Annotated in this window: 27 protein-coding genes; 17 read left to right on the forward strand and 10 right to left on the reverse strand. The window is 42.3% G+C overall.

Annotation, left to right across the window (positions count from 1 at the left end; translation table 11 throughout):
* Positions 1-8: 8 nt before the first annotated feature.
* The gene (locus D8S85_RS21670; protein WP_106481231.1) at positions 9-710 is read right to left on the reverse strand and encodes a sensor histidine kinase; all 702 of its coding nucleotides are present in this window, start codon (positions 708-710) and stop codon (positions 9-11) included.
* Positions 711-1077: 367 nt separating this feature from the next.
* Here D8S85_RS21670 and D8S85_RS14095 point away from each other — a divergent pair, with 367 nt between their 5' ends.
* The 15 genes from D8S85_RS14095 to D8S85_RS14150 all read left to right on the forward strand — a co-directional run bounded on the left by D8S85_RS14095 (position 1078) and on the right by D8S85_RS14150 (position 7754).
* A complete protein-coding gene (locus D8S85_RS14095) occupies positions 1078-1413 on the forward strand; it encodes a hypothetical protein (RefSeq protein WP_106481232.1) in 336 nt (111 codons plus the stop codon).
* Between the two features lie 97 nt (positions 1414-1510).
* Positions 1511-1984, forward strand: a complete 474-nt coding sequence (locus D8S85_RS14100; protein WP_106481233.1) for a hypothetical protein — start codon at positions 1511-1513, stop codon at positions 1982-1984.
* Between the two features lie 50 nt (positions 1985-2034).
* Complete coding sequence (locus tag D8S85_RS14105) at positions 2035-2493, forward strand: hypothetical protein (protein WP_106481234.1); 459 nt, start codon at positions 2035-2037, stop codon at positions 2491-2493.
* A gap of 36 nt (positions 2494-2529) precedes the next feature.
* Positions 2530-2769, forward strand: coding sequence for a hypothetical protein (locus D8S85_RS14110; RefSeq protein ID WP_106481235.1), 240 nt, complete (start codon positions 2530-2532; stop codon positions 2767-2769).
* Positions 2770-2871: 102 nt separating this feature from the next.
* Positions 2872-3006 (forward strand): hypothetical protein, encoded by a 135-nt coding sequence (locus tag D8S85_RS22105; RefSeq protein ID WP_262708586.1) that lies wholly within the window; start codon positions 2872-2874, stop codon positions 3004-3006.
* A 44-nt stretch (positions 3007-3050) separates the two neighbouring features.
* Entirely contained in the window at positions 3051-3512 is a 462-nt protein-coding gene (locus D8S85_RS14115; protein ID WP_106481236.1) for a hypothetical protein, read from the forward strand.
* Positions 3509-3982, forward strand: coding sequence for a hypothetical protein (locus tag D8S85_RS14120; protein WP_106481237.1), 474 nt, complete (start codon positions 3509-3511; stop codon positions 3980-3982). The genes D8S85_RS14115 and D8S85_RS14120 overlap by 4 nt, the downstream gene beginning before the upstream one ends.
* 50 nt (positions 3983-4032) lie before the next feature.
* Positions 4033-4488: a hypothetical protein gene (locus D8S85_RS14125; RefSeq protein ID WP_106481238.1), complete on the forward strand. Its 456-nt coding sequence runs from the start codon at positions 4033-4035 to the stop codon at positions 4486-4488.
* A 78-nt stretch (positions 4489-4566) separates the two neighbouring features.
* Positions 4567-5031 (forward strand): hypothetical protein, encoded by a 465-nt coding sequence (locus D8S85_RS14130; protein WP_106481239.1) that lies wholly within the window; start codon positions 4567-4569, stop codon positions 5029-5031.
* Positions 5032-5075: 44 nt separating this feature from the next.
* Positions 5076-5246 carry a hypothetical protein gene (locus D8S85_RS21555; RefSeq protein WP_158641599.1) on the forward strand — a complete coding sequence of 57 codons (171 nt, stop codon included), beginning with the start codon at positions 5076-5078 and terminating at the stop codon, positions 5244-5246.
* 4 nt (positions 5247-5250) lie between these two features.
* Positions 5251-5790, forward strand: a complete 540-nt coding sequence (locus tag D8S85_RS14135; RefSeq protein ID WP_106481240.1) for a hypothetical protein — start codon at positions 5251-5253, stop codon at positions 5788-5790.
* A 309-nt stretch (positions 5791-6099) separates the two neighbouring features.
* Positions 6100-6663 (forward strand): hypothetical protein, encoded by a 564-nt coding sequence (locus D8S85_RS14140; RefSeq protein WP_106481241.1) that lies wholly within the window; start codon positions 6100-6102, stop codon positions 6661-6663.
* Between the two features lie 41 nt (positions 6664-6704).
* Positions 6705-6839 carry a hypothetical protein gene (locus D8S85_RS22110; protein ID WP_262495393.1) on the forward strand — a complete coding sequence of 45 codons (135 nt, stop codon included), beginning with the start codon at positions 6705-6707 and terminating at the stop codon, positions 6837-6839.
* Between the two features lie 11 nt (positions 6840-6850).
* Positions 6851-7285: a hypothetical protein gene (locus D8S85_RS14145; RefSeq protein ID WP_106481242.1), complete on the forward strand. Its 435-nt coding sequence runs from the start codon at positions 6851-6853 to the stop codon at positions 7283-7285.
* A 175-nt stretch (positions 7286-7460) separates the two neighbouring features.
* The gene (locus D8S85_RS14150) at positions 7461-7754 is read left to right on the forward strand and encodes a nucleotidyltransferase family protein (RefSeq protein ID WP_106625120.1); all 294 of its coding nucleotides are present in this window, start codon (positions 7461-7463) and stop codon (positions 7752-7754) included.
* 129 nt (positions 7755-7883) lie between these two features.
* Here D8S85_RS14150 and D8S85_RS14155 read toward each other — a convergent pair whose 3' ends face one another.
* From D8S85_RS14155 to D8S85_RS14195, 9 genes are all read right to left on the reverse strand, one after another.
* A complete protein-coding gene (locus D8S85_RS14155) occupies positions 7884-8585 on the reverse strand; it encodes a hypothetical protein (RefSeq protein ID WP_051465918.1) in 702 nt (233 codons plus the stop codon).
* A gap of 71 nt (positions 8586-8656) precedes the next feature.
* Entirely contained in the window at positions 8657-13396 is a 4740-nt protein-coding gene (locus D8S85_RS14160) for an efflux RND transporter permease subunit (protein ID WP_106481243.1), read from the reverse strand.
* Positions 13393-16482 (reverse strand): efflux RND transporter permease subunit, encoded by a 3090-nt coding sequence (locus tag D8S85_RS14165; RefSeq protein WP_127075288.1) that lies wholly within the window; start codon positions 16480-16482, stop codon positions 13393-13395. The genes D8S85_RS14160 and D8S85_RS14165 overlap by 4 nt, the downstream gene beginning before the upstream one ends.
* A gap of 6 nt (positions 16483-16488) precedes the next feature.
* Positions 16489-17553, reverse strand: a complete 1065-nt coding sequence (locus D8S85_RS14170) for an efflux RND transporter periplasmic adaptor subunit (RefSeq protein ID WP_106481245.1) — start codon at positions 17551-17553, stop codon at positions 16489-16491.
* A gap of 30 nt (positions 17554-17583) precedes the next feature.
* Entirely contained in the window at positions 17584-19056 is a 1473-nt protein-coding gene (locus tag D8S85_RS14175) for a TolC family protein (protein WP_228423233.1), read from the reverse strand.
* A 16-nt stretch (positions 19057-19072) separates the two neighbouring features.
* Positions 19073-22345 (reverse strand): golvesin C-terminal-like domain-containing protein, encoded by a 3273-nt coding sequence (locus D8S85_RS14180; protein ID WP_127075290.1) that lies wholly within the window; start codon positions 22343-22345, stop codon positions 19073-19075.
* A gap of 133 nt (positions 22346-22478) precedes the next feature.
* The gene (locus D8S85_RS14185) at positions 22479-23408 is read right to left on the reverse strand and encodes an ABC transporter ATP-binding protein (protein ID WP_106481247.1); all 930 of its coding nucleotides are present in this window, start codon (positions 23406-23408) and stop codon (positions 22479-22481) included.
* Positions 23409-23650: 242 nt separating this feature from the next.
* On the reverse strand, positions 23651-24367 hold the full coding sequence (gene recO / locus D8S85_RS14190) for a DNA repair protein RecO (RefSeq protein WP_106481248.1): 717 nt from the start codon (positions 24365-24367) through the stop codon (positions 23651-23653).
* A 5-nt stretch (positions 24368-24372) separates the two neighbouring features.
* On the reverse strand, positions 24373-24948 hold the full coding sequence (locus tag D8S85_RS14195) for a non-canonical purine NTP diphosphatase (protein WP_106481249.1): 576 nt from the start codon (positions 24946-24948) through the stop codon (positions 24373-24375).
* A gap of 401 nt (positions 24949-25349) precedes the next feature.
* On the opposite strand from D8S85_RS14195, the gene rsgA reads away from it, so the two are divergent.
* Together rsgA and D8S85_RS14205 are read left to right on the forward strand one after the other, a co-directional pair.
* Positions 25350-26270 carry a ribosome small subunit-dependent GTPase A gene (gene rsgA, locus D8S85_RS14200; protein WP_106481250.1) on the forward strand — a complete coding sequence of 307 codons (921 nt, stop codon included), beginning with the start codon at positions 25350-25352 and terminating at the stop codon, positions 26268-26270.
* Positions 26271-26368: 98 nt separating this feature from the next.
* Positions 26369-26914 carry an RNA polymerase sigma factor gene (locus tag D8S85_RS14205; protein ID WP_106481251.1) on the forward strand — a complete coding sequence of 182 codons (546 nt, stop codon included), beginning with the start codon at positions 26369-26371 and terminating at the stop codon, positions 26912-26914.
* The last annotated feature ends 18 nt before the right edge of the window (positions 26915-26932 follow it).

Here is a 26932-nt window from a genome sequence, read left to right on the forward strand (position 1 = left end):
TTGTTTCTTTATTTTATAGGTAATGTCACGATAAAGGTTGTACCTGTTCCGACTACGCTTTCCGCTGCGATCGAGCCCCTGTGTGCCTGAACAACCATGCGTGCGAAATACAGGCCTTGTCCATGTCCATTGATCTTCATGTCGTTTTGGTGATCACCCCTGTGGTAACGTTTGAAAATATGTTTTAGAGCTTCGGGAGTAATACCCATACCGTTGTCTTTCACTTCAATGCGGATAGTGTTTGGGTTGATTTCTTTACACGTGATTCGGATATGCACCTTTTCTCCGCCATACTTTAAAGCGTTTTCGATTAAGTTTTGGAAAACCGGTTGTAAAAAATTAGGGTCTCCGGCAATCACGTGTCGATCGGAAAGGTATTGGAGTTGAATGTCTGCTTGTTTCTCTTTTCCGATATTCCATGAGTCCGGACGACTTAATTTATCCAACATTTCATACAGGTTAAAATCTTTAATTTTCAACCGTAAACCATGGGCATCCGTGGATTGAAGTAATATCCGATTAATGGTTTGTAATACATTATTTAATTCGATTGTACTTTTTTCCAGTAAGATTTTTTGTTGAGAAGAAAGAGTTTTATAAAGTACATAGTGAAGTTTGAGCTCAGTTTCAATGGGGTGTCTCAAGTCATGCACGATGCTATGCACAAAAATCTCTCGGTATTTCCCGGTTCTTTTCTCCCAGCGGAGCATGTGGAGAAGCGAAATGATACAGAAAATAAGTAGTAAGGAGATGAAAAAAACTAGCGAGATATGTCCGGATGCCAAGTTTAAAAATCGTTCGAAAGGGTAATTTTATTGCTTGCTGCTGCGATGTGTCCGGTCCGTTTTGTCCCATTGTACGAATTAATGAATTTGCACCTACGAATCAAAGATTTTACAGAAGCTAAACGTTATGCGAGAATAATTATTGACAAACCAGTAAAAATTAACTCTTCTCGAATAAGGAAAATAAAGAAGGCTGCCAAAGTTTTACTTGAATAGTATTTCGATATATTTATGGACAGTGGAAGATTAGACCGTTGATATGGTCATGTTATGTTTCAATTTTTTGAATAAAATGATGCGGGATCAACTTATGCTATTTGGTAATTCTGTGGGATATTTGGGCTTGGCACTTAGTGGATATCAAACATATATTGCTTTTACAGATGGTGATATTACGGGAAATGATATTTTGGGAGCTGTTTCTACGGCTCTCAGTGCTGCTAGTTATCTTTTTGCTTCAGCTGGATTCTTCCCTGTTGCTGGAGTGGTTGGCATTGCTGGATGTGTTGTTGGTCTTGTTTCTACAATGATAAATTTGGCAGGACAATCTTTGTTAATTCAAGTTCCTTTAGAAGATGGTCATAATGTTTATGTATACATATCACCGAATATGACATCATTTGCTTAATTTTGTTGTGAACTAATGTTTTGTTAATAGCGTTATTCTGAGTAGTTTGATGTTTTTTATATTAGGCTACTTGGAATAATGTAAAATATTATAGGTAATGAAAAAATATCGTCGTTCTTTTTGGGCAGCATCCTGTGTAAATTCAATGATAATACCATGGATAGTAGCGTTTGTATTCAGTTATTTATCAGTTAAAGATAGAATAGATATTTCGAGAGTACTTTCTTTTTATGGATTGATATTTGGGGGGATTCCAACATTGGTAATTTTGACTTATTTCTTCGTGTCCGAGTTTTATGTTGTCTTGTCAGATGACGCGTTGATCTTGAAGAACGCAATTTGTCCGTTTTGGAAGAAGAAAGTGTATTATAATGACATGGTGAAAGTAAAGATAATCTACTATGGAGGTGGTCCTTCAATTCCTTTCATGAAAATAGCTACCACCAAGGCACAACGTTCGGGGCGTTATTATCTGGATCGTGTTCGTCTTAAAGATTTTCCAGAGATAATAGATGTTTTGAGAGAGAAAGGGATTGAAGTCTATGTAAATGGAATGGAATGTTTTAGATGAGACGTGGGTAGAGAATAAGAAATATTCCTAATTTTGTAAAAACAATAACGATGAAAATATATCGAGGTTCTTTTTGGTCGGGAGATAGCGTACATTCCTTTTTTATGTCTTATATTTTGGGATTAGTATTTGTTGCCCTATTGGTTAGAGTTGAAATTGATTTTTCATGTTTAAAGATCATGGGGATGTTACTTGTTTTGTTTGCTTTCCCGGTTTGTTTATTGTTATTTTCTGAGTTTTATGTTATAGAACTTGATGATGCATTGGTCGTGAGAAATGCAATTTGTCCATTTTGGAAGAAGAAAATATATTTTAAGGATGTTGTGAAAATAAGTGTCGTATATCTTGGCGGATATGCAGTACCTTATATGCGAATAATAATCGACAAAAAACGAGCTTGCCGCTATTACATAAATCGAGTTAAACGCAAGCAGTTACCGGAGTTGGTGGATTCTTTGAGAAAAAAGGGGATAGACGAGGATGCAAGGGGAATGGATATGTTGAAGTAAAAAACTAAAAGAGAAAATTTAATATCGTAATAACTAATGAAAGAATTTCGTCAATCATTTGGAAAAACACGTACAGCATTTGATGTTAAAGTTTTGGTGATACTTTTTGTTTTATTATTTTTACCTGCAATTTGGATAGTCAAATCTAGTATTCCCGCAATTTTAGGTGTGATTGTATTTTTGTTAATGATATTCCATTTGTTGGTCATGCAGTTATTCTATGTAATTTTGACTGATGATAAATTGATTATAAAAAATGGCATTTATCCGTTTTAGAAAAAAGAAGTGCGATATATAGATATAGTTAAGTTAAGGTTCATTTGGTATGGCGGACGGTCTTATCCAAGTATGAAGGTTATTACTAAAAAGTCTTCTAAAATGTCATGGCGTTATACGATTGATCACGTGGATCCACAAGATTATTCTATTATTGTCGAGGAGTTGAAAAAGAAAGAGGTTCCAGTCGAAACGAAAGATCTTGATATGTTTGTTGATATGTTCAAGGAGAAATAATTCTCGGATTAATAACCAATGTTATAATTTTATCATGAAATAATATGAAAACATTCCGTCGTTCTTTTTGGAAGACATGTACATTTAAATTTGGTCTTTTACCAGGATATGTATTTCTCTTGTTACTAGGGGGATATTATCTTCATGATGTGCAAGTACCTGTTGTGGTATGGATCTATTTGATTGCTATTTGTATTGTTGGATTTGTCGGGATTATTATTCGATGTTTTTACCTTATCTTGATGGATGGCAGATTAATTATAAAGAATCGGTTTTGTCCTTTCTGGTGTAATAAATTTTATTACAGTGATATTGAAAAGATATATATAGAACAACCGGGAGTGCTTGGTGTTTGTTATATACAAGTGATTACCCGAAAAAATAGAAAACATAACTGGAAATATATTCTTGATTTTGTTAGTCCCAAAGATTACACGGAATTGGTACCTATGCTGAAAGAAAAAGGTATTGATGTTAAAACGAAAAATCTTACATATCTATTATGAAAAAATATCGTCGTTCTTTTTGGGCAGCTTGCAATGTAAATTCAATGATAATACCATGGGTAGTAGGGTCGATATTCTGTTATTTTTTGATGATTGAAGACGGAATTGATCCTTCAAGACTACTTTCTTTTTATGGATTCCTATTTTTAGGAACACCAACATTGGGTGTTTTGACTTATTTCTTCGTGTCCGAGTTTTATGTTATCTTGTCAGATGATGCGTTGATTTTAAAGAATGCTATTTGTCCGTTTTGGAAGAAAAAGGTTTTTTATGGAGATCCGGTAAAAATAAAGATTATTTATCTTAGTGGCTATACAATACCTTACATACAAATCATAAGAAGTGCAAGAAGATTTGCTTGGCGTTATTATCTAGATCGTGTTCGTCTTAAAGATTTTCCCGCAATAATAGATTATTTGAGAGAGAAAGGGATTGAAGTTCATGTCAAGGGAATGGAATATTTTAAATGAAACATAGTAGAACCCAAGAATTATAGATAATTTTGTAAAAACAATAACAAATGAAAAAATTCCGTCGTTCTTTTGGGAAAACAACAACGTTTAAACATATGTTCATGCCGTTTTTAATACCCTTATTATTGTTTTTTATTTTTTACGATTATAATCTTAATTTAGTAGCATGGTGTTATTTACTTTTAGTAGTATTAATATTTTTAATCGCTCTTATTTTTCAATTATTTTATATAGTATTGGAAGATAATTTTTTTGTTATAAAGAATGGGATTTGTCCATTTTTGTATGAAAAGCATTTTTATAAGGATGTAGAAAAAGTAAATATCAAACGTCTTGGAGGAATGGCCCCTCCCTATATTCAAGTTATTACGAAGAAAAATAGAAAACATGCGTGGAAATATATTATAGATTTAGTAGCTCCAAAAGAATATGACAAATTAGTTGAGGTTATTAAGTCAAAAGGTGTTGTTGTTGATAATGAGAATCTTGTTAATTGGAATTAATGTATAAGATTGAATTAGAAAATGTGAATTCTTGATAGGTAAGAGCATTAGAGAAATTGATAATGAATATTATATTTTATGAAAACATTCCGTAATTCTTTTTGGTCGGGTCGATGGGTACAATCAATATTTATACCATGGACGGTAGTGAATATATTATGTGTTTTGATTGTAATGAATAATGTTGATTTTACGAAATTATTCCCATGGTATGGATTGATAATGCTTTTACCGAACTTGTTATTTTATGGCATAGTATTCTTATCAGAATTTTATATTATATTCTCGAATGACGCTTTAATCCTAAAAAATGCCATTTGTCCGTTTTGGAGGAAAAAGTTTTTTTATCAAGATCCGGTAAAAATAAAGATTATTTATCTTAGTGGTTATACGATACCTTACATGCAAATCATGAGAGGTACGAGGAAACTTGCTTGGCGTTATTATCTGGATCGTGTTCGACTAAAAGATTTTCCCGAGGTGATAGACCTTTTAAGAGCGAAAGGGATGCAGGTTGATGTAGAGGGAATGGAATATTTTTAGAAAGCAGAATGAGTCAATAAGATTTGAAAATGAATTTATAGATAATGAAAATATATCGAGGGTCTTTTTTGTTGACAACTATCGCTCCTTGCGTTTTTGCACTTTCTTGTAAATATGGTAAGTGGGGAGTAGGAGAGGAGGAATCAGAAGAATATAATAATCTGTCCTTAGATGAAAAAATAGAATTGACAAATATTTATGGGATAATAATTTAAGAAGATGAGAATGAAATTAATAGTTTTATTAGCCTTGGGTTGGGCTTTATCAAGTATGGTTGTGCCAGTTTCAAACGAAGGACAACCTGAAATGAAAATAGATAGTATCATCAAATCGGATAGTGTAAAGTATATTATTTTTACTTCAAGTGATAATTATGGTGATGGTAGTGCCGTGAATCGGATGTGGAGTGATAAATGGAGATGTTACTCATACTATTTTAAGGATATTAAACATAATGAGATAACGTTTTATGTCCTAAATAATGCAGTTCCTATCGTTAAGCCAAAGTCGTTTTTACAGACTATTCAATACGTGGATTGGAATGTTTTATTTCCCCGGTTGAGTCCATCAGATGCAGCCAAGATGTATTCTTTTTTTATTCATGAATGCCATCAGTGGAAACGGAAAGATGGTAAAGAGACCAAGCTATATTTTATAGACCGTCAAGATTTTTCTAGAGACTCGATAAAAATGTACCGGGTTTATTGCCATAATTCACGGTATTATATGAATGAATTAATAGACGAACTGGAGTATTAGTACCGGTGAAAATATAACGATGAGGGTGTGTCCTAAAGACTTCAGAATGACATGCTCTCTTATTTTTTTAATCAGTACGATAAAACGATGATTCATGATTGTATTATTTAAGCATCGTGAGTCAAGATTAAAAAGCGAGTAGCAACCGGTATATAGGCTTAGTGGATTGTGGAGAGGAGATGTTATGAGGGGAAAATCCTTATTTAACGGCCTAAAGATTTTAATGCAATGTTGTACATTGATATATAAATCATATATTTACGTGAAGAAAATGCAGACATTATTATATTAATATTAAGAAAAGATAATATGGGAAAAAGCATGTATAAATTGTTCGTCTTGTTCATAAGTCTATTTTTAACTAGTCTTATCTCTTCGGCTCAAGAAAAGAGGTGTATAACAGAAATATATTCAGTCGAAAAATCACAGAGCAAATCGTATGTGCGAGAATTGGAATTGTATTTGAAATCAAAAGGTTTGTATGATAATAAAAAAAGCCGAGAAACGATCACTAGTTCAATAAAGGAAATCAAGAAAAAATTACAAATAGGGAATATTGATTTCACACGAGGTAATATTTTTATTGTAGAACTTTTAGGAGGTAAAATATATGAAGATCCTGAAGAATGGTGTGAAGGGTTTGGCATCATTGAAATAGGATTTTCTACAGAGCAACAAGCTGTAGATATATTCAAAAAAGCAAAAATGGCATCTCAAAAATACACGATGAACATTCCTATCTACCGTCCCCCTTTCCGGTGTGTTCGTGTGGGGAAAAGTGTTCTTTTCGTGTATTCTATTAATGTAAATATGGATAAATACCTTGATCTGGTTGAAAGTTGGCAGCCTTTAAAATGTGAATCGCCATTCTAGAGGATATATTATCCTTTAAGATGTACTTTAAATTTACGATTATGAAGAAGTGGTACGTGTTAATAATTTTAATGTTCTTGGCTTATGCGATCATGTTGAACTTGGATTTGAGTACCCAAGGGAATCGTAATTTGGGATCAGTTTGTGAAGGGATTGAGATCGATTGGACATTTTAGAATAGATTGTTATGAAGAATATTCGAGCATATTATTTATTTTTGAGGAAAGGAATCATTAGTTCAGTTATATTGTTTTTATTAGGAACTTGGCAACAAATTCCTTTATATTATATGGGTTTATATGGGGCAATTTTAATTGTCACGATTTTTTTAGTCTATTATTTTTTAAGATTCTTGTACAAGAAACAAACAGGTTTTACCACGTGTTTTAGATTTGGATTTATTCCCAAAAGAGGTTTTGGGAATTTGTTGAAAAAATATGGATTGTTTTTATTTTTAGTGTTAATGCTGGGGCTTGGATTATTATGTATTCCTTGGAAATATCTATGGCAAATGGTATTCGTTTCATCTTTTTCTTTTTATTTAAATTATATCGGGGCAGTAGCATATTGTAATTTATTTCTCACATGTAAAAACAGGAAAAATGAAGATGCAGGTAAATAGGTTTATGAGAAACGGTATGTTAGAGTTACCAAAAACGTATAATTCCATTCATGACCGAGAATATCCTTTCCTCACAAAATGAAAGATAGAAATAAATCGAGATGATATCTGTAAATTTCCTTTTAATCAAGGAATTTCCTAACTTTGTATAATGAATGATCAAAATATCGTGTTTATGGAAAGTACTCAAGAAATTCTCAACATACTGAAGTTCTACAAACAGCAGTTCGCAGCCAAGTATGGAATCGAACGGTTAGGATTGTTTGGTAGTGTGGCACGTGGTGAGCAGGATGATAACAGCGATATTGATGTTGTTATCAAAATGCAACGACCTAGTTTGTTCCGAAGTTATCGTATCCGCGAAGAATTGGAAACATTATTCCGCCGTAAAGTTGATTTAATTACCTTACACGAAAATCAATTTTTTGATTTTCGTAAAAATGTAGAACATGATGCAATCTATGTCTGAAATGGGCGTGTTGGATCGTCTTCGATTCCTCACTATAAAAGCGGAACAGGCTATTTTAAATTATTAGGACGTTATGAACGTATTCTTGGTTTAAAGACCGCCGTCCAGTGCTAGACGGCGGCTTCTATTTTATATAAACTTCTCCCTATTCCGTGTATTATTCAACCCGAAAATGATAAAAAGGACAGAGGCGATCAACATATTCATCCGGCAATGGAAGACCGTGTTGAAAAATATCTGCGGGTTCTTGTCAATGGGAACATCGTAAGGATTCAAGAAGATGTTCCATTGGCTGTCCCCGATAGCTCCCTGTATCATGGAGAATAACAGTCCGATAATGATAATCACCACGGAAGTACCGTTCCCGTTCTTGATCATCGTACTCAGCATAAAGGAGAGCGTACCGATAAAAAGAGCCGGGACCATGGCTTGCAGTGTCAGTCCCATCGGGGGAACCGACACGATGGCCAAATCCGTTAATAGTGCCAAGAAACAGGTAATCACGAAACAGATCACGTAAGAAATAATCAGGCGTAATAACCAGACCTTGTAACTATAGTTCGGGATTCCGAAAATAATCTCCACGATCTTGGCATCCTGATCGTTCTGTATGCCGAAACACATGGGGTAGAAAACCAATAGAATACTCGGTAACATCAACATAGAGTATGCTGTTGCCTGCGTGATCTCGTCATCTCCCAACAATTTTACGATCACCGTGATCACGTAGAAGGCGAGGGCACTCAACATGAAGTACAGGAATTTGTTCCCGAATATAATCTTGATGTTATATTGTACCAACTTTTGTAGGGTTATCCAAAATTGCACCATAATGTTAATGTAAAATTTAGAATTTAGAATTTAGAATCACGAAATCGTCAATCATAAATCACTAAATTTCTTTATTGTGTTATAATTTCTTCTTTGTTCTCGATCTTCACGCTTCTCAATAACCACAAGTATGAGTCTTCCAAGGCCGGGAGAATCTTCTCGGCGGTCTCGGTAGGCTTATGCTCGCTAAGGCAACGTACTTTGATGATGTCGCCTTGGCGGATGTGGTGAACGATCAGCATATCGGACGGTAATTTTGCAAAATCCCGTACGGGTACCTCAAAGGTCCAGGTAACATCCTTGGCGATATTGGCCATGTCGCTCGGCGTACCGTTGTATTTCAGAATTCCCTTGTTGATCACGCCGACTTGGTTACAGGAACTGGCAATATCCTCTATGATGTGGGTAGAGAAAATCACGATCCGGTTCCGGGACAACTCCACGAGCAAATTTCTGAAGCGAATTCTTTCCCGCGGGTCCAATCCGGCTGTCGGCTCATCCACCACGAGGATGCGGGGCAGGTTCAACAGGGTTTGTGCAATACCGATACGTTGTTTCATACCACCCGAAAAACCTCCGATCTTCTTATCCTTGTTCTCGTACATGTGTACGGCAGAAAGCACCTCGGCAATCCGGTTATGGCGTACCTTCTTGTTGTATATCCCTTTCAACAGCGCTTGGTACTCCAAAAACTCCCAAGCCGTGAGATTCTCGTACGTCCCGAATTCCTGTGGTAAATAACCGATCAAGCCTTGCAACTCTTCCCGTTTCTTCTGGGTATCGATACCGTTAATGAATATCTTCCCGTAACTCTGCTCGAAGACACCGCAGATGATACGCATCAACGTGGTCTTACCGGCCCCGTTAGGACCCAGCAAACCGAACATACCCGTGTGAATTTCCATGGAAACGGAATTCAACGCTTTAAACGGCTTCTTCTTCACCCCGATAAACGGAGCCTTGGATGCCAGACGGAAAATAGTCTTTCTGAGCATACGGAACCGTCCGTCAATCAAATCAATATTGATGTTTTCTTTATTGATCTTGTTCGACAGGTAGCGGGCGGCAATACCGAGATACCAGAACATACCCAAGAAGATAGCCCCTCCGCTGTTTTCGAATTTTTTACTTGACCAGATCAGGATAACCAACGGACCGGCATAGTAAATGACGATGGCGATGATCCGTAGAATCTTGGCAATGACCGTCTGTTTCCGGTTTTCGCAGAACTCCCGGAAAATATTCATGATACTTAGCGTCATCATCCAAGTGATGAAGGCAAAAATGATGGCCCACAAGAACAGTACCTGATAGCTGAACGTGAAGTAGTACATGAATCCCAGTACCGGCAACGACCACAACAGCGGCTGCATATCCCGCCATTGATGATAGTTCCCTTGCAGTCCGAGACGTTCCCGAATCTTCAAACCGGAAGTCCATTCCCGGTTGAAGCGTGACGGGCGTCCGTACACTTTAACCAGATTACATATCTTGATATTCAGCTCTTCGTCAGCCGGAATGATATTACTTTGCGCCCGACGCAGACTGTCCTCTAGGAACCAAGTTACACCCGGAACGAGGATAACCGTCAGGATCATGTATAGAATCCGATTCAATAACGTGTAGGTCCAGAAGTACACGCAGATGACGGCCACGACGAAAAGCACGATTTGCAATAGTTTCATGAAAAGACTTTGCGTGCGCAGACGGTGTAAAGCGTCCTCCATGCCGGAATACAATGTCGGGATGATGACCAGAGTCAACAACGTACTCATGGTAAGCCCCCCGATCACGGTGATGGCAAACGGGGCCCCCAATCCGGACACGTATTCCCCTTGTCCCATAGCCAACGGAATCATGGCCACGATCGTCGTGATCGCCGTGATCAGAATCGGTCTTAAGCGGGACAACCCGGCTGTTATGATAGCCCGTTGTTTACGGTTTCCATTCCGGCGGAGTAAAGAAGTATAGTCAATAAGAATGATACTGTTATTCACTACGATACCAATCAGGATAATGAAACCGATGAAAACATTGGCATTCATCAATGAATTGCTCGTGAATAACAGAGCCAGTAAAGAACCGATGGCCGCCAGCGGAATGGTAAACATCAGTACAATCGGGGCGGTGGTCGATTCAAACACAGCAGCCAGAATCATGTAAATCAAAACAAAAGCGGCTAGGATAAGGAAAATGAAATCGTTCATTTCGTTCTCCTCGTGTATCACCTCCACGGCGATACCTGTCGGTACATCCATGCTTTGCACGAGCTCGTCAATCTCTTCCCGGGCAGCTTCCAGCAACTCCTTGGACTCATTGATGTCGGAATTGAACATGTAAGTAAGGTTCACCTCCTTCTCCTGGTTGATACGGGTAATGTTCCCTTTATCGCGCCCCAGGTTGATGCGGCTGAAACTCCACAATTGTACCAACCCGTTATTCTTATTCGTGACTTCCAAGTTCCTCAAATCCTCCAGAGTCCGGGTTTGTGTTTTCTGATCGTCTTCATCGTAGTTGATATCCCGGATCAGAATATCATATTCCTGATTTCCTGCTTTGTATTTGACTTCGGCTTTACTTTGAGGTTGGAAATTGGAGAGTTCTTGGCTTACATTACCGGGTTCGACGTTATTCATCCCCATGAGGTACTGGTCAAAGAATATTTTGGAAACCGTACTTCCTTGGGAAACAGAGATATATGAATTGGAAATGTTATCCAGATCATCAAGTTGGTATTTCAAGTATTCGGCAAAATTCGTCATGGCCTCGAAATCTTGACCTTTGATGACCACTTTCTCCGTTTGACTACCCATCCCCATCATTCTGAGCAAGGAACTGTTACCAAGCATTCCACCGCCTCCGCCGCTTCCCCTGAAGTTCTCGCTGCTCTCGCTGGCTTCCAGGCTGATCTGGTTGATGTTAACCGTCTCGGCCAACCGGAGGACTTCGGTCTTCAGTTGGATGAGGGATTTCTTATTGATCTTTTGGTAATCATCCTTTAACCGAATCGTCAGCCGCACATCCTCTTTCATAATGTTGGAAGAGAACTCTTTTATCTCCGGCACTTCAAGTAATTCATCCTCGAAAAGGCGAATCATCTCGTCGGTCCTTTGCAGCGTGTAGCCCGAAGGTGGAGTGATATACACGTTGAACGTGTTCAACTCAACCTCTTTCAACGTGTTCAAGGTTAAGGAGGTGGATAGTACCACGGTTATCAACAACGTGACCAAAGCAATGATAATCACTTGTGCCGGACGGCGAAGTGACACCTTGAGTATGGCAACATATATCTGCACCAATCTGTTATGAATAGATAGGTTGCTGAAGTTGACATCCTCCGGCGTCTTGCGCAAAATAGCGTTTACCGCCATCGGTATCAACAGCAATGCCACGACCAGTGATATGGTAAGCGTTGCCACGATAGAGATCCCGATGTGTTCCCCGATCAATTTTATCAAGTAATTGTCTGCAAAAAGGAAGGGGAGAAATACGGTGATTGTGGTTGCCGTGGCAGCCATGATGGCTTTCCACACCTCGGTGGTTCCCCGTACACAGGCCTCGTCGGTGGAAACTCCCAGCCCCTTTAGGCGGTAAATATTCTCCATGACGACGATCGAGTTGTCCAACAACATACCAACGGCGAGCGCGATACCCGTAAGGGTTAGCGTGTTGATCGTGATTCCGAATAGATAAAAGAAATAGAAAGACGAGAACACGGAAATCGGGATGGCAAAAGCCACAATCGAAATGATCCGTATTTTCCGTAGGAACAAAAACAATACGAATATAGCCAATAAAGCCCCCGAAAGCCCGAGATCGATGATCTGGTCAATGTTCTTGTTCATCACTTCGGCAGCATCGTCTTCCACTTCAATAAGCACCCCTTTGGATTCCAATTCCCCGTTCAAACGGCTAATTTCCTGCCGTACCTTTTCGGAAAGGTCGATCACGTTGGCCATGGGAGATTTGGATAGGATGCAGGAGATCACCTCTTTCCCGTTGGTACGGGCATAGGATTCCTCTTCCTTCACCCCGAACTGGATTTCAGCGATGTCCTTCAACTGGATCGGACCATCGGCAACCACGATGCTTCCCAAGTCTTCCGTGGCAAGATATTCGGCCGTCACGTTGACAAAATAACGTTTGTTACTCTCGTAAACCGAACCGGCGAAACTCTTTTCTGCCAAGTTGCTCGAAATCGCCCTGCTGATCGCGGATGTCGTGATGTTCAACGCTTTGCATCTTTCCGGATCGATGATAACTTCAATGCTTTTTTGTCGTCCTCCCAAGGTGGTGACATTAGCGATTCCATCGATATTTTCCAGGTAGGGAACAATCTCTGAATCGGCGATGTTACGCACGTAGTCGATGTCATCCTCCCCGAGAACCCGTAGATTCATGAACATATCGCTGGCAGAGCCCGAGGAAGATTTGTTCACGTTCAACCTGAAATTATCAGGCAGATTCGGGGTGATGCTTTTTATTCTTTCCTCCAGTTGCAGGAAGGTATATTTCAAATCGACATCCTGCTTGAAAGAGACGGTGACCTGTCCCCCTCTCGAATAAATCTGGGTTTCTATTTTTTCTACCCCGTGGAGGGCACTGACGGCTCCTTCAACGGGAATAGCTACTTGATTTTCTATATAGGAAGGGTCGGATTCGGTCTCGGCGCTAATGCTTACGCTCAACACCGGCAGTTCGGCGTTGGGATATAATTCCATGGGAAGGTGTTTATAGGAGAAGATTCCCATAAGTACCAGTCCGATGAAAAGCATCGATACAAGAACCCTTCTTTTTATAATCGTGTTCATGATTTCTTTCTGTCAATAACGTAATACACACACGGAATAACGATCAGCGTCATGATGGTCGAGGTCAGCAAACCGCCGATCACGGCAAGTGCCATGGGGGAGCGTAATGAAGCTCCTTCCCCGAATCCGAAACACATAGGTAGCAACGCCAGAATGGTCGTGGCACTGGTCATGATAATCGGACGCACGCGATGCTGTGCTGCCATTTTAATGGACTCCTCCAGCGGGTGTCCCTCCTCTTTCAGACGATTGATCGCGTCCACGAGTATGATAGAACTGTTCACGGCAATACCCGCCAGCATGATGATACCGATAAAGGCCATCATGTTGAGTGTCTGTCCGGTGAGCAGGAATGCCAAGATACATCCCACGCCGGCCAACGGAATGGTCAGCAGGATCGTGAACGGATGGCGCAAGGATTCAAATTGTGCTGCCATCACCATATATACAAGTAATATGGATAGGAACAGGGCAAATCCCAAGCCGCTGAATGACTCTTGGCGCATCTCCTCTTCTCCCGTGATCTTGGCCGAATACTTGGCCGGGAATTCAACCTCGGACAATTTCTCCTGAATCGCCGGGGTAATGTGGCTCAGTGAATACTGTTTCTCGATCATGGCGGTCACAATCCCCGTCCGGCTTTGATTGATCCGGTTAATCTCTTTCGGGGCAGACGTGATCTCAATATCTGCGATCTCTCCGAGGCGGTACTTCTTCTCTCCTTGCACGATTTCAATATCGTAGATCTCGGAAAGAGTCACTTCGGGAACCTTGATATTGATGTCAATGGTTTCACCTTGTGTCTCGAAAGTTCCGGCATCCTTACCTGCCAGTTTCTCGCTGACTTGGTTACTTACCGTGGCCACGTCGATCCCATAGATCCCGCTTTTCAAGCGATCGATCTTGATATTTATCTCCGGTGCTCCTTTTTCCAGGGAAGATTTGATATCATATATGCCGGGGATTCCGGTGATCTTCTCTTTTATCTCGGTACATAATTCATCCAGCAACTCAAGTTCCTCTCCTTTCACCTCGATCACTAACGGGGCACCCTCTGTGCCCAAAATACTTTGCAGGGCAGATTCGCCTTTTTCGTAGGAGATCTCCACGCCTTCCGGCAACGGGTAATTCTCGTTGATATTCGTGATAAAGTAATCGGCATCCAGCTTGGAATCTTTCTTTATCTTTACCTTGATTTGGGATTGGTTCTCCGATTCCAATTTTCCTCCGCTCTGGCTTTCAAGATTCGACGGGCCCACCAACGTGTATTGCCACTCGATGTCGTCCTGACCGAGTGTCCGGATGGCATCTTCGATTGTCCCCACGGCATTATCCGTGCTTTTTAACCTTGTGCCGGGCTCCATGGTAACGAGTATCGAAAATTCCTTCGATTCCGTTTTAGGCATGAATTCCATACCGATCAACGGTAACATCAGGTAAGAAACAACCATAAGGATGGTGGCAATTGCAATCACCAGGTATTTCCTTTTAAGTACTTTCCCGATGAAATTTCCGAACCCTTTGATCGTGATGGCATGACTGGTCGTGTTCTCTTTCTTCCGCATGAATTTCGATGCCAGCATCGGGATAAACAAGATGGAGACAAAAAGCGAGGACAACAGCGAGAAACTAACCGTCCAAGCCTGCTCCTTGAATAGCTCTCCGGCAGCGCCTTGCAGGTACACGATCGGAAGGAATACCACGATCGTGGTTAACGTCGAGGCCGTGATCGCTCCCGCGACTTCCGAAGTTCCCCTCACGGCTGCTTCTGCGGGAGGGAGGTTGTTCTCTTCCATGTTCCGGAAGATGTTTTCCATCACCACGATGGCATTATCGACCAGCATTCCCGCTCCCAGCGCGAGTCCTCCCAACGTCATGATGTTAATGGAAAGTCCGTTAAAATACATCAAATTGAACGTGGCAATGATCGAGATCGGGATGGAGAGACTCACAATTAAGGTCATGTTTATTCGTCGCAAGAACAAATAAAGTATAATCACGGCGAGTATGATACCCATTAACGCGGAATCCTTGACCTCGTTGATGGAACTCCCGATAAATTCTCCTTGGTTACTGATGATATGGAAATCATATCCCGGCAGACTTTTACGGAATTCATCTATTTTTGCAAGCAAATTTTCCACGGCATTTACCGTGTTGTATTTGTTTTCTTTGTAGATACTGATTCCCAGGCAGCGTTCCCCGTTGTAACGGGCCAAATTCTCCGGCTCTTTGTTGCGGATGGACACGGAGGCCACGTCTTTCAAATATACCGGAGCCTTTGTTTTACCGGCACTGCTTGTAGATTCCGAAGAAGAGGAACTTCCGGTGGAAGAGTTCTCTTTGAACGCCACGATAATGTTCTCAATATCTTGGAGACTGGTAATCAGGTTGACCCCTTTCACCGTGTATTGAATATCCCCGTCCGTAATTGTTCCCCCGGAAACGTTTTGATTGATGGCCGTGATTTGTGAGGCAATCCCGTCGGCAGTCAACCCGAATGCCTCCAGCATGTAGGGATTCGTGGATATCTCAACGATAGCCTGTTCCTGTCCGTTCAACTGGATATCCGCGATTCCGTCTACCCGGACAAGTTCATTGCGCATGTAATTCTCTGCGATCTTTCGCAATTCGTTCATATCCTTCACCTCGTTGTGGGTGAGTGCGATGGTCATGATCGGGGTTGCGTTGGCGTCGTAACGGGTAACGTTGACTTCTTCTATGCTTTCATCTTGGGAAAGAGAGGAGACACTTCGCTGTAAATCCAGGAAAGCGGCATCCATGTCCTGATCCCATCCGTACTCCACGGTAACTTTCGTGTACCCGACTTTCGTGACGCTGTACACGCTCTTCACGCCTTCCTGACGTGCGGCGGTCGACTCGACATTAGTCGTGATTAGTTTTTCAACCTCTTCGGGGGGTCGCTGACCGCTTTTCACTTCCACGTAAAGAGCGGGATTTTTCAAGTCAGGGAAAAGATCTGTCCCTAATTTATTATAGGATATAGTTCCCAGCAAACATACCGCCAACGTGAGCATCAACACGCTCACCGGGTATTTTACTGCAAATTTGGTAATACTGTTCATGTCTTTTTATTTCATGATTTTTACTTTGCCTCTGTTTCTCAGGAATTCGTAGCCTTTCACCACGATCTTGTCTCCTTGGTTCAGACCGCTTTCCACCTCGATGAAACGGTCGTCACTGATTCCGGTCGTGATAATTTTTTCCATGGCTCGGTTTTGTTCAATCGTGTAGACAATCCGGTTTCCTCCTCGACGGGAGTTAACAATGTCTTTCGGTATGACAATAACCGAATCTTTTTGCAAAGTAATAATCTCCCCTTTTGCGAACATGCCGGGACGTAATTTCAATTCCGGATTATTGATCGTGATAAATCCGGTGTATGTGCGGGTATCCTCGTTGATGGCCGGGGATAATTGCGTTACAAGACCGGACAGGGTATCTGATTTGATGTTATAGTTGGTAACCAACACTTTCTGACCCACTTTCACCTTGTCGATCGTGTTTTCCGGCAAGGCGATTTCCATGTACATGTGGCTGTAATCCATCAATCCGACCATCGTCTCGCCCGAGGCGATCTCCACGTTCGGGGTGAAATACGGTAGGTTGACGATGGCTCCTTTGAAGGGGGCTTTGATCGTGAGTTTTGCCAGGTCTGTATATGCCGACTCCAATGCCGATTGGGCCTGTATGTAACTACTTTCAGCATTTAGTACATCTTTTTCCGTGGCACCGCCTTTTTCAAACACGGCTTTTTGGCCTTCCCACTCTTTTTTGGCGATATCAACCTGCATCTTTTTCGTTGGCAACGATACGGTATTTTCGTGTTCCTTGTTGTTCAACTTGATAATCACGGCTCCTTCCTCGACAATGTCTCCCAGCTTGTAAGGACGCTTGGTCTTGGGATTGATCATCAGTTCGTATTTACCGTTTGTCTCGGATTTCACCTCCACCGTTTTGGCTGCTTTGGCTGTTCCGGTCGTGGTGGTCAGTTCCCGGATATCGCGTTTCCCGACTTCGGAAAGCCAGACAGGAGTGGTTGTTTCTGAAGAGGAACTCATGCGTTGCTCGTTACAAGCGTTCAAGGTGTATGCCAGTAGAAGCACCCCGATATATTTTAAAGATTTGTTGATCATAGCGTTATTGTTTTATATTTTGTGTTAGGGTTATTTCAATAAATTCACTGGTAAATAAGAACTGTTACTCTGGTAATCCCACAGGGTTTGGATTTTCAGATCCAGTAATTTCAATTTATAGGAAATGATGGCGTCCGTCAACGCGTTTTTCGCGTCCGTCAACTGCGTCTGTTGATTCTTCAATTCCATACCGGTAAGGGTTCCGCTACGATATTTCTCGGCGTTTATGTCGTACGTGCGTTCCGCGTTCTTAACCGTTTGGCGGGCGATTTCGATTTGTCTCAATAATTTGGGTAACTCCCGACACACCTGACGAACGTTGAGTATGATGGATTTTCTTTCCTCCTCGTTACTGATCTCCGTGTTCTCGTTGGATAATTCCGAGCTGCGGATGTTTGCTTTTCTTGCACCCCAATCCCAGATAGGAACGGTCAACGTGATCCCGATCGTCTCGTTATCATCCGGTTTCGAGAAAGCTCCGTTGAACTTGTTTCCTTGTCCCATCAAGCCCACTCTGGCGGAAATGCTACCTTTGAACTTGTTGTTGTCCCTCGCTTCGATCAGGCTAAAAATGCCCTCTTCGATAGCAATTTGTTGTTGACGGATCTCCATGCGTTGTGTCAAGGCATATTTGACCGCTTGATTCACATCCACGTGAACCGAATCAATCTGGATGTCAGGTAAGATGCTGATATCTATATCCAAGGGTAAACCCAAAGTTTGCTTGAACTGATCTTTGGTATTCTCGTAACTCGTTTCCGTGTCGGCGAGAGAATTCTCGTTCGTGGCCAAGGTTACTTCTGCCTGGAATAATTCTTCCGGGGGGATTAATCCTTGGTCTACCTTATTCTTGATGATTTCGTAATTTTGTTTTTGGCTCTGGAAAGCTTCCCGGGCCGTGACCAACCTTTTATAAGACTGGTAAACGCTATAAAATGCCGAAGTCACGTTTTTCTCGATGTTCAGTTGGGCCAAAGCGTATTGTATCTTTGCTTTTTCAAGGTTGAATTCCAACCTTTTCAATTGCATCTTGGTCTTGTTATAAGTAAAGATCGGTTGTTCTAAATTCAAGCTGAGGTTATTTGAAAAAGAGGTACTCTTGGCCCCGAAAGATTGGTTGTCATCATCCTGCCAATTGAACGAGTTACTGAGCGTGATCGTTCCGTCCGTCCACTTGATCGGTTGACTGATCCTGAAATCCAGTCCGGAACTCATGGATTTTCGGGTATACCATTGCGTGTTGTACTCGTCGAACGATGTACTTCTGGTATATTGAAACGGGTTCAGGTTCAAACTGAACTGCGACTTTAACGACGCTTTCTGTTGGATAAGAGCTAGTTCACTTTGTTCCAGGCTCATTTTACTTTGAATGATGGAAGGACTTTGTTGATAAGCGATCTCCAGAGCCTTTTCCAACGTCAAAAATTCCTGAGCAAACGTTGATCCGGAACAAAGCATGAGTATTCCCGAAATAATCAACGAAATTGACGCGATCTTTTTCATAATATGTTGTTGTTATTTATTTGTTATTGTTCGTGTAAACCCACTTTACGGCGTCAGCAAAAATGATTTGATTTGACTCCGATCCCTTGTCACTTAAGGTGATCTTGGCTTCTCCTTGCGAGAAATAGAAAGATCCCAACGTCATCCATCCCTGTCGTCCCCGTCCAGTTTCAACGGATATCTCTTCTTCCCCGTCATCGTGTTTTACCGTGTAGTATTGTGTTTTTTTCTCTTCTCCTCCTCGCCGTCTCCATCCCATCATCGGGAGTTCTGAGGTGTACACGAATACTTCGTAAAAGCCCGGAATTTGTATCTGGGTAGTCCATTCGGCCTTGTTACTTCCGCTTCCGGATTTTTTATACATGGCACTATTGATATAATCCCCGTAATAATTGGGGCCTATCGTGGCTGTCCATCTGCTGGGCGGCATCCAGAAATTCAAGTGCTTGTATTTATCTTCACTCTCTTTTTTAAACAAAGATTGCAGTTTGTTTTTTTGATTGGATTCAATGATTCGGAATCCGGGATCTTCATTATCCACCGTAATCTCTTTCGGATTGAATGTGAACAAGGCGGCATCCGTGTCGAAAATTCCTGTTGTCGAATCCGTGGTCGTGGTGGTCACTTTTGCAAAGCTGTGCATGATCGAACTGGGCAGATTCTGCGAGATATTCGTGTTAATTGTGAGGCTGCTCGGACGTTCGTCACACAAAATGCGAATTTCTTTGTACTTCTGAGGTTCTATGATGTAATTTTTCGCCGGCTTTTCTTCCATTTGTGCTGCCCGTCCTCTTCTCCCTCGCGGACCTCCGGGGAACATGCCTCCTCCTTCCTCGATGTTGACAGAGATAATTCCCTCCACCTTCGTGGGATTGTAAATTTTAAACTTCACGATGTATTTCGTGTAGTCCCCGATTTCTATCTGGTCGGCATCAATGCCTTTTACGATGAATCGAGGTGTACTGTTGATCGTGTACCAACTCGGGATGAAATCCATCAAATTGAAATGGTATTTGCGGATAAATTCACTATTCAGGCGGGTAAAATTGATCTCTTGGAACGGGTATCTTTTCATGAAATCTGCCATAAAACTCTTGAATTCATTGGCCGAGAGGCGAGAATTAATGTAGTTTCTCAGATAAATACCTTTCAGTTTCATCATTTCGTAGAACACCTCTGTTGAAAGCGTGTTGTCAAGCACGGCTTGTTCAAAACTTCTTCCGTTCAAGTAAGCGGCTGCCCGCTGGTCATCACCCATTCCACTGAACATGCGGAAAAAGTGTCGGCCTTGCGAACTTTCCTCCTGTTTCAGCATCGTGTTCATCACGATGTCGATGATCGGGAAATTCTGGGAATAGATAGAGCCGGCGTAATTGAAATACATGGATGACACGTCGTACTTGTTCAACTTGGACGTCCCGGACCATTCTCTCGAAAACATGTTCACGAAAGTATTCCCCTCTGATTGGTACGTTTCTTCCGAGAGAAGTACGCGACGGACAAAATCCCGTACCACGTTCATCTCTACGTCGATATCTTCCATGCCTCCCCCGCGAGGATCATTACGTCCCCATTCGGCCATTCTTTTTTTAGCGAATTTGAAATTACTGCTGGGTAGGGTAGTGGCAAATTCCGGAAGGAAAACCATCTCCGGTTGCGTTTGTTCGCTATTCCCTTTCCAGTTGCGCACGTAACCCGCGTAGGAAATGGGCGTTTCCACCATGATGAATTTTGAGTACGGGTATTTGCGCCCTTTTCTCAATTCGTATTCGGACTTCACATCTTGAAGGAGTCCGGCTAACGTGTCCGGCATGTTGGGAAATATTTCGGAATAGAAATCATGTCCCTTGAAATTGTATAATTCGATCTGCACGGAATCAACCAGGATACTCTTCTTCTCGTAGTCTCCGATAGCTAAACTGATGCCGGACAATTGCTCGTTATTTTGGAATAGGGTCGTGTCCCCCGATTGGGAAGGCATCCCCTGTGAAAGAATCGTTCGGTTGTCAGGATGAATCACTTTTAGCGTGTAATTCGAGAAATTCTTCCGGATATTATAAGGAGCTTCCGGATTTACCGGGGGAAAAGTAGAGGGATACCACAGGCATTCTGGGGTCAGCAGGGTAAATTGGTCCTGCACGAAAGCGTATCTTTTCCCGAAGCGGAGAATACTGCTTCCGGTTTGCGTGTCGTAATATTCTTCGTCCGTGATGTCCAGGTAGCAAATGTTCTCGTCGATGGAACCGTTGTATGCGATGTCCAGTTCAAGACTTTCGTACGGGCGGAGTTTGTGTTCTACGATAATAACTTGCGCGTCTCTTTCGTAGGGAACATCTTCTCCTTGTCGGGTTATTTTTTCAACTTGTAGAGAAGGATTTAAGTAGAACACGATCTTGTCAATCTCCTGATGATTCCGGTTTTGGACTTTTACATGTGAACTTACCGTGATCGTGTTGTTGTTCTGGGAGAATATAATTTCTTGGTTTAACAAGTGAGCCTTGTCAAAGTTACTGTATTTTTTATACCTTTCAGAGTATAGTTTGCGTTGATTGTCAATGTGGTCAAAACGGGCGTAGTACATGAAACCGCAGCCGATCCCGATGATCAGGATAATACATCCCAGGGCATTCAGCAAGATATTTTTCTTGGGATGCAGCGGTAAACGGTTGACCATGGCAATGGTAAACGTGAGCAAGCCCATTCCCAAGAACAGGAATGTAAACCGCTGGATAAGATAGGGGAGCAAATTCGTGTGTCCCAGCACGTCGGAAAACATATTCGGCACCGTGAGGGCGAAGAAGTCAAATGCCCCGTGCTCTGCGTTGCCGAGATAAAATAAGGTTACCCCGATAAATCCCAGCATGATGACGAACGTCACCGCCTGATTGCGAATGAAACTCATGACCACGAACGATAATCCCAGCACGAAAATCAGAGACGGGATCGATAACGTGAGCAGGTAGAAGAAATAGGGGAACAGGGCAAACGGGGATTCACTTGCGAATACGTGAATGAAACCAGCGATGAGTAAAGCGACAATGTTCAACGATACAAACACCTTCATGATCCCCCAGGTTTTCCCGACAATGTAATCCGCGTTACTCATCGGTCGTACGTAAATCACCTCGGCCGTATCTAACTTCTTGTCTCGCTTTAAAAAACTCCCTGCCAGGAATATGGCAATGACAGATTGTGCGATATTGAAAAGATAGATATTGACAAACGGGATGGAAGACGGCATGGCGACCATGACCCATTCGAACCACCCTAGGTTTGACTGTGTACCCATGTGAAAAAATACAATCACTAAAAGGGATAAGATTGCGAATATACGAAATAGCCAGCTTCTCCGCAGGAGCTTGGTCTCGTATCTCGATATGGTGCTGATGTTGTGAATATTCATCGCTGGTTTCTTCTATAATTTACTGGAATAATTCGTTTTCTTTGATGGCTTCAACCTGCATGTTCATCTTGTCTTTCAACAAGTAGTCCATGTAGTAAACGTAGGCATGTTCGAGATTCGGTTCGATGGCTTTATGCGAATAACCGTCGATGCCGTCGGCTACCACCTGAATCTCCATTCCGCCGTCCGTCGGTATGGTTGAAATAATCGGGTATTTATCTTTGATCTCCTCGTACTCCAGGTCGGTTACGAAAATTTCCCATACTTTCCCGCGAGCCAGGTTGATCATCTCGTCCGGGGAACCTTCAAATTTCAGTTCTCCGCGGTTCAACAGGGCCAGTTTTTTACAAGTACTTGAAATATCTCCCACGATATGGGTGGAGAGGATGATAATGGAATCCTTGTCGCTGATGTCAGACAGGATATTACGGAATCGGATTCTCTCCTCCGGGTCCAACCCGGTGGTCGGCTCGTCCACGATAATCACTTTCGGGTTGCCGATGATGGCTTGTGCAATCCCAAGTCTTCGTTTCATACCCCCGGATAATCGGTTGGCCCAACGGTCGCGAACTTCAAACAAACCAACTTTGCGTAGCATCTCGTCTACCACTTCGGCCCGGTGTTGTTTGCCCTTGACCCCGGCAAGCCCGGCACCATAATCGAGGAATTCCCACGTTTTCAGCTTCTCGAAAAAACGGAAATCCTGTGGCAGGTAGCCCAACAGGGAGCGAATCGCTTTCCGGTCCTTGGCGATATCGTAATCGTCGAAATAGATAGTTCCCGACGTGCAACTCTGCAATAGAGTCATAATCCTCATGAGGGAGGTCTTGCCTGCTCCGTTCGGCCCCAACAGACCGAACATTCCCGGTTCGATTTCCAAATTCAAGTCTTTCAAGGCTTTTTTACCTCCCGGGTAGACTTTATTCAGATTTACAATTTTTATACGCATAACGCTAATATTTTAAGTTGGTATAAATCTAAGCATAATAAGGCAGAATATATGTTAATAAAATGTGAAATATCTTATATGTATAAGACACGTTTTACTTAAAAAGGTTTATTATTTTAACAAAACATTAACACAATCGGGCTGTAAAGGCTAAAAGTCGTAAAGATCACAAAATTCGTGAGGTCTATAAAGCGATGAGGGCTTTCAGACATGATCTCCTTCGCGAACTTTTTCACACTCCGTTAAGAAAAAATTTCCCGGATGACCCGGATGCTTTTCGTGTTAAAATCCAAGTTCAGGTGGAACCCGAGGAAAAGCAGGGCTATGTCGAGTAAAATCTTGCGTCCCTGTTGATTGAGCGGGATGTCTTTCAATTCTTGCAACTGACACGTGCAAAGGGCGTGGATGGCCTTGGCTGCATGTGGGCCGGTATGGTAACTTCCCGGGGAACTCGCGGGGTAAAAACATCCGTCGTTGATGTTGAACACGCGGTCGGGGCGATACGTGCTGTTGTCTATGCTAAAACCGAGTAGTTTGCTCAGCCGGAACAGAAACAGCAAATTGAAATTGGCAACATCATCCCGCGTGAAATTCAGGTATTCCACGGAAGTTTTAATGTACTCGTACAGATCGGGGTTCGGGTTGGAATCCCGTAACACGAGATTTAATATTTCACCCCATAACAGGGCAATATTCATCTTGTACACGTCGAAATAGATGGCCGATGTGTTCACGAGCGGGGAGAGCGATTTCAGCTTGTGGAGACCGCCCCTTTCATTCGGGATGAACTCGATTTCCACGATTTGCATACACTGGGCGGACGTGTTCGCCTTGCGCTTGAACAAGGCCAACGGGGTGATCATTTGCATGTACCCCCTTTCCTCCGAATAGACGTGTAGAATTTGTTGCTGCTCGGAATGAGGTATACTTTTCAATATGATGGCCTTTATCGTGTGCATGTTTTTTACAAGTCGTTTAAAAAACGGCATAATTCCCGGACGGCTCGTCCCCGGTGACTGATCTTGTTTTTCTCGTGCAGGGGCATTTCGGCAAAGCTTTCCTGGAAACCTTCGGGCCGGAAAATCGGATCGTAACCGAATCCCTCGCTGCCGTGCTTACTCGTGAGGATTTCCCCGTTGACGATGCCTTCAAACAGGTATTCCTTTTCCCCGAGAATTAGAGCGATAACCGTTCTGAAACGAGCTTGACGCTCCGATATATGTTGCATCTCCTGTAAAACCTTTTTCATGTTGGCTTCCGAATCGTGGGCGTTGCCCGCGTAGCGTGCGGAATAGACACCGGGAGCGTTGTTCAAGGCTTTTATTTCCAAGCCTGTATCGTCCGCGAAACAATCCAGACCATATTTCTCGTGGATATACCGGGCTTTTTGAAGGGCATTGCCTTCGAGCGTGTCCTGTTCCTCGGGAATATCCTCGTGGCATTGAATCTCTTTCAGGGAAACGATCTCGTGCCGGGAACCCAACATCTCTTTTATCTCTTCCAACTTGTGGGCATTGTTGGTTGCAAAAACTAATTTCATGGCCGATAATAATTTTATACGTGGCAAAGGTAATGAAATCGGGGGTAGAAGCTAACGTTTATCCCTGGAAATACCGTGAAATGTGAAAAAATCATGATCACCAGATGATTACTACCGGACCACTACCATGTAAAGCGCTATTAGAACGCTATTAGAACGCTATTAAAACGCTATACGGAATAGCGTTTTATAAGTGCTTTAAAAGTAGAGTAAGAGCGAGATTTTCGCTAGTGATCCGGTAGTAATACCGAATGACTCATCCAGTGAGGATAGACAAGGGGCTGTCGTGGGTAGGACAATTTATAAGCCTTGATATTATAATTTTCCTCGCTCCGTATGGGAAGAAAATTATATCGTGTATATTTGCATTCAAGTAAAACAGAAACCATTAAATTGATCGTATGAAAGGGATTGTTGTGAAGTCTACCGGAAGTTGGTACTCCGTACGCATGGATTCGGGGGAGGTGATGGAGTGTCGGATAAAGGGAAAATTCCGGATGAAAGGGATTAAAACCACGAATCCCGTTGCGGTAGGGGATGTTGTTGAGGTGGAGATGAATCCCGATGGCGCGGTGATCAACCGGATCGAGGACCGGAAAAATTATATTATCCGGAAATCGACAAACCTGTCGAAGGAAGCGCATATTATCGCCGCGAATGTCGATCAGGCGGTGTTGGTCGTGACGGTGAATCATCCCGTGACGTCCATTGTTTTTATCGATCGTTTTTTGGTATCCGTGGAGGCATACCGGATCCCGGTTATACTCGTGTTTAATAAAATAGACGCGTATAGCGATGACGATTTGATGTTACTGGGAGCTTTGACCGAGATTTACGAGCAGGTGGGATACACGTGTTTGCATGTCTCTTCGTTGACGGGGGAGGGGATGGAAGACGTTGTGGCTGCCTTAAAAGATAAAGTGACCGTGTTTTCCGGTCTGTCGGGCGTGGGGAAATCTTCACTGATCAATCGTGTCGAACCGGGATTGAACTTGAAAGTAGCGGGGATATCCGATTCCCATGACACGGGAAAGCATACCACCACGTTTGCAGAAATGTTTCCGTTGAGTTTCGGCGGCTCTATCATCGATACCCCGGGAATACGGGCTTTCGGGTTGATTCACATGGAGAAAACCGAAATTTCACATTATTTCCCCGAGATATTCAAACGGGCGGAAGATTGCCGTTTTTATAATTGTACGCATATTCACGAACCGGGCTGCGCGGTGATTCAAGCGGTGGAAGACGGGGAGATCAGCGAGAGCCGTTATTTCAGTTACGTGAATATGTTTGAGGAGGGTGACGAGAAATACCGGAAATGAGTAGAGCCGTATTTTTTATTGTCCGTGTATAAAATTTAAATGTTTTTGTGTAGGTTTGTAATCCGATAATTTATACACGTGTGTGAACTATTGAATTTATGCAGGTCGATGATAAGTTGATATGTAGGTTTTTAAAAGAACATGATCCCCGGGGTATGGAGGTCTTGTTCGAGTATTATTATCGACCGTTGGTGTTGTGGGCAGATACATTTTTGAATGATATCCCGGCAGCGGAGGACATTGTGCAGGATTTTTTCGTGGATTTCTGGGAGCAGCGTGCGTACGAGAGGATTACTTCGAGCAGTGTCCGGGGGTATATTTTTGCCGCCGTGCGGAATCGGGCCTTGAAGTTACTGGAGAAAAGAGATGTTTTGCGGGAAGCGGACGGGGAATTGCCCGTGTTGGCGGACGAGAGTGATGCCGGATGGCTCACGGAAGAAATCCTGCAGGCGATGGAGGAGGAGATTGAAAAGTTACCCCCGCGTATGAGGGAGGTGTTGAAGGCCGTGTATATTGATGGACTAAGTTATCGGGAGACGGCAGAAAAATTTGTTATTTCTATTGCCACGGTTAAGACGTTGTTAGTAAATGCTTTAAAACGGTTGCGAAAAGTTTTTTCATGTTTTCCGCGTTTTTTTTCTTGATTTGAATCAACCTTTTTT

This window comes from Butyricimonas faecalis (assembly GCF_003991565.1).
GTDB lineage: Bacteria > Bacteroidota > Bacteroidia > Bacteroidales > Marinifilaceae > Butyricimonas > Butyricimonas faecalis.

Coding starts and splice junctions, on each gene's coding strand:
- D8S85_RS14150 (WP_106625120.1), top strand. CDS start 7,461: ATGGAAAGTACTCAAGAAATTCTCAACATACTGAAGTTCTACAAACAG.
- D8S85_RS14175 (WP_228423233.1), bottom strand. CDS start 19,056: ATGAAAAAGATCGCGTCAATTTCGTTGATTATTTCGGGAATACTCATG.
- rsgA (WP_106481250.1), top strand. CDS start 25,350: ATGAAAGGGATTGTTGTGAAGTCTACCGGAAGTTGGTACTCCGTACGC.
- D8S85_RS14140 (WP_106481241.1), top strand. CDS start 6,100: ATGGGAAAAAGCATGTATAAATTGTTCGTCTTGTTCATAAGTCTATTT.
- recO (WP_106481248.1), bottom strand. CDS start 24,367: ATGCACACGATAAAGGCCATCATATTGAAAAGTATACCTCATTCCGAG.
- D8S85_RS14195 (WP_106481249.1), bottom strand. CDS start 24,948: ATGAAATTAGTTTTTGCAACCAACAATGCCCACAAGTTGGAAGAGATA.
- D8S85_RS14205 (WP_106481251.1), top strand. CDS start 26,369: ATGCAGGTCGATGATAAGTTGATATGTAGGTTTTTAAAAGAACATGAT.
- D8S85_RS14115 (WP_106481236.1), top strand. CDS start 3,051: ATGAAAACATTCCGTCGTTCTTTTTGGAAGACATGTACATTTAAATTT.
- D8S85_RS14120 (WP_106481237.1), top strand. CDS start 3,509: ATGAAAAAATATCGTCGTTCTTTTTGGGCAGCTTGCAATGTAAATTCA.
- D8S85_RS14100 (WP_106481233.1), top strand. CDS start 1,511: ATGAAAAAATATCGTCGTTCTTTTTGGGCAGCATCCTGTGTAAATTCA.
- D8S85_RS14160 (WP_106481243.1), bottom strand. CDS start 13,396: ATGAACACGATTATAAAAAGAAGGGTTCTTGTATCGATGCTTTTCATC.
- D8S85_RS22105 (WP_262708586.1), top strand. CDS start 2,872: ATGTCATGGCGTTATACGATTGATCACGTGGATCCACAAGATTATTCT.
- D8S85_RS14170 (WP_106481245.1), bottom strand. CDS start 17,553: ATGATCAACAAATCTTTAAAATATATCGGGGTGCTTCTACTGGCATAC.
- D8S85_RS22110 (WP_262495393.1), top strand. CDS start 6,705: ATGAAGAAGTGGTACGTGTTAATAATTTTAATGTTCTTGGCTTATGCG.
- D8S85_RS14155 (WP_051465918.1), bottom strand. CDS start 8,585: ATGGTGCAATTTTGGATAACCCTACAAAAGTTGGTACAATATAACATC.
- D8S85_RS14135 (WP_106481240.1), top strand. CDS start 5,251: ATGAGAATGAAATTAATAGTTTTATTAGCCTTGGGTTGGGCTTTATCA.
- D8S85_RS21670 (WP_106481231.1), bottom strand. CDS start 710: ATGCTCCGCTGGGAGAAAAGAACCGGGAAATACCGAGAGATTTTTGTG.
- D8S85_RS14095 (WP_106481232.1), top strand. CDS start 1,078: ATGATGCGGGATCAACTTATGCTATTTGGTAATTCTGTGGGATATTTG.
- D8S85_RS14110 (WP_106481235.1), top strand. CDS start 2,530: ATGAAAGAATTTCGTCAATCATTTGGAAAAACACGTACAGCATTTGAT.
- D8S85_RS14185 (WP_106481247.1), bottom strand. CDS start 23,408: ATGCGTATAAAAATTGTAAATCTGAATAAAGTCTACCCGGGAGGTAAA.
- D8S85_RS14165 (WP_127075288.1), bottom strand. CDS start 16,482: ATGAACAGTATTACCAAATTTGCAGTAAAATACCCGGTGAGCGTGTTG.
- D8S85_RS14145 (WP_106481242.1), top strand. CDS start 6,851: ATGAAGAATATTCGAGCATATTATTTATTTTTGAGGAAAGGAATCATT.
- D8S85_RS14105 (WP_106481234.1), top strand. CDS start 2,035: ATGAAAATATATCGAGGTTCTTTTTGGTCGGGAGATAGCGTACATTCC.
- D8S85_RS21555 (WP_158641599.1), top strand. CDS start 5,076: ATGAAAATATATCGAGGGTCTTTTTTGTTGACAACTATCGCTCCTTGC.
- D8S85_RS14130 (WP_106481239.1), top strand. CDS start 4,567: ATGAAAACATTCCGTAATTCTTTTTGGTCGGGTCGATGGGTACAATCA.
- D8S85_RS14180 (WP_127075290.1), bottom strand. CDS start 22,345: ATGGGTACACAGTCAAACCTAGGGTGGTTCGAATGGGTCATGGTCGCC.
- D8S85_RS14125 (WP_106481238.1), top strand. CDS start 4,033: ATGAAAAAATTCCGTCGTTCTTTTGGGAAAACAACAACGTTTAAACAT.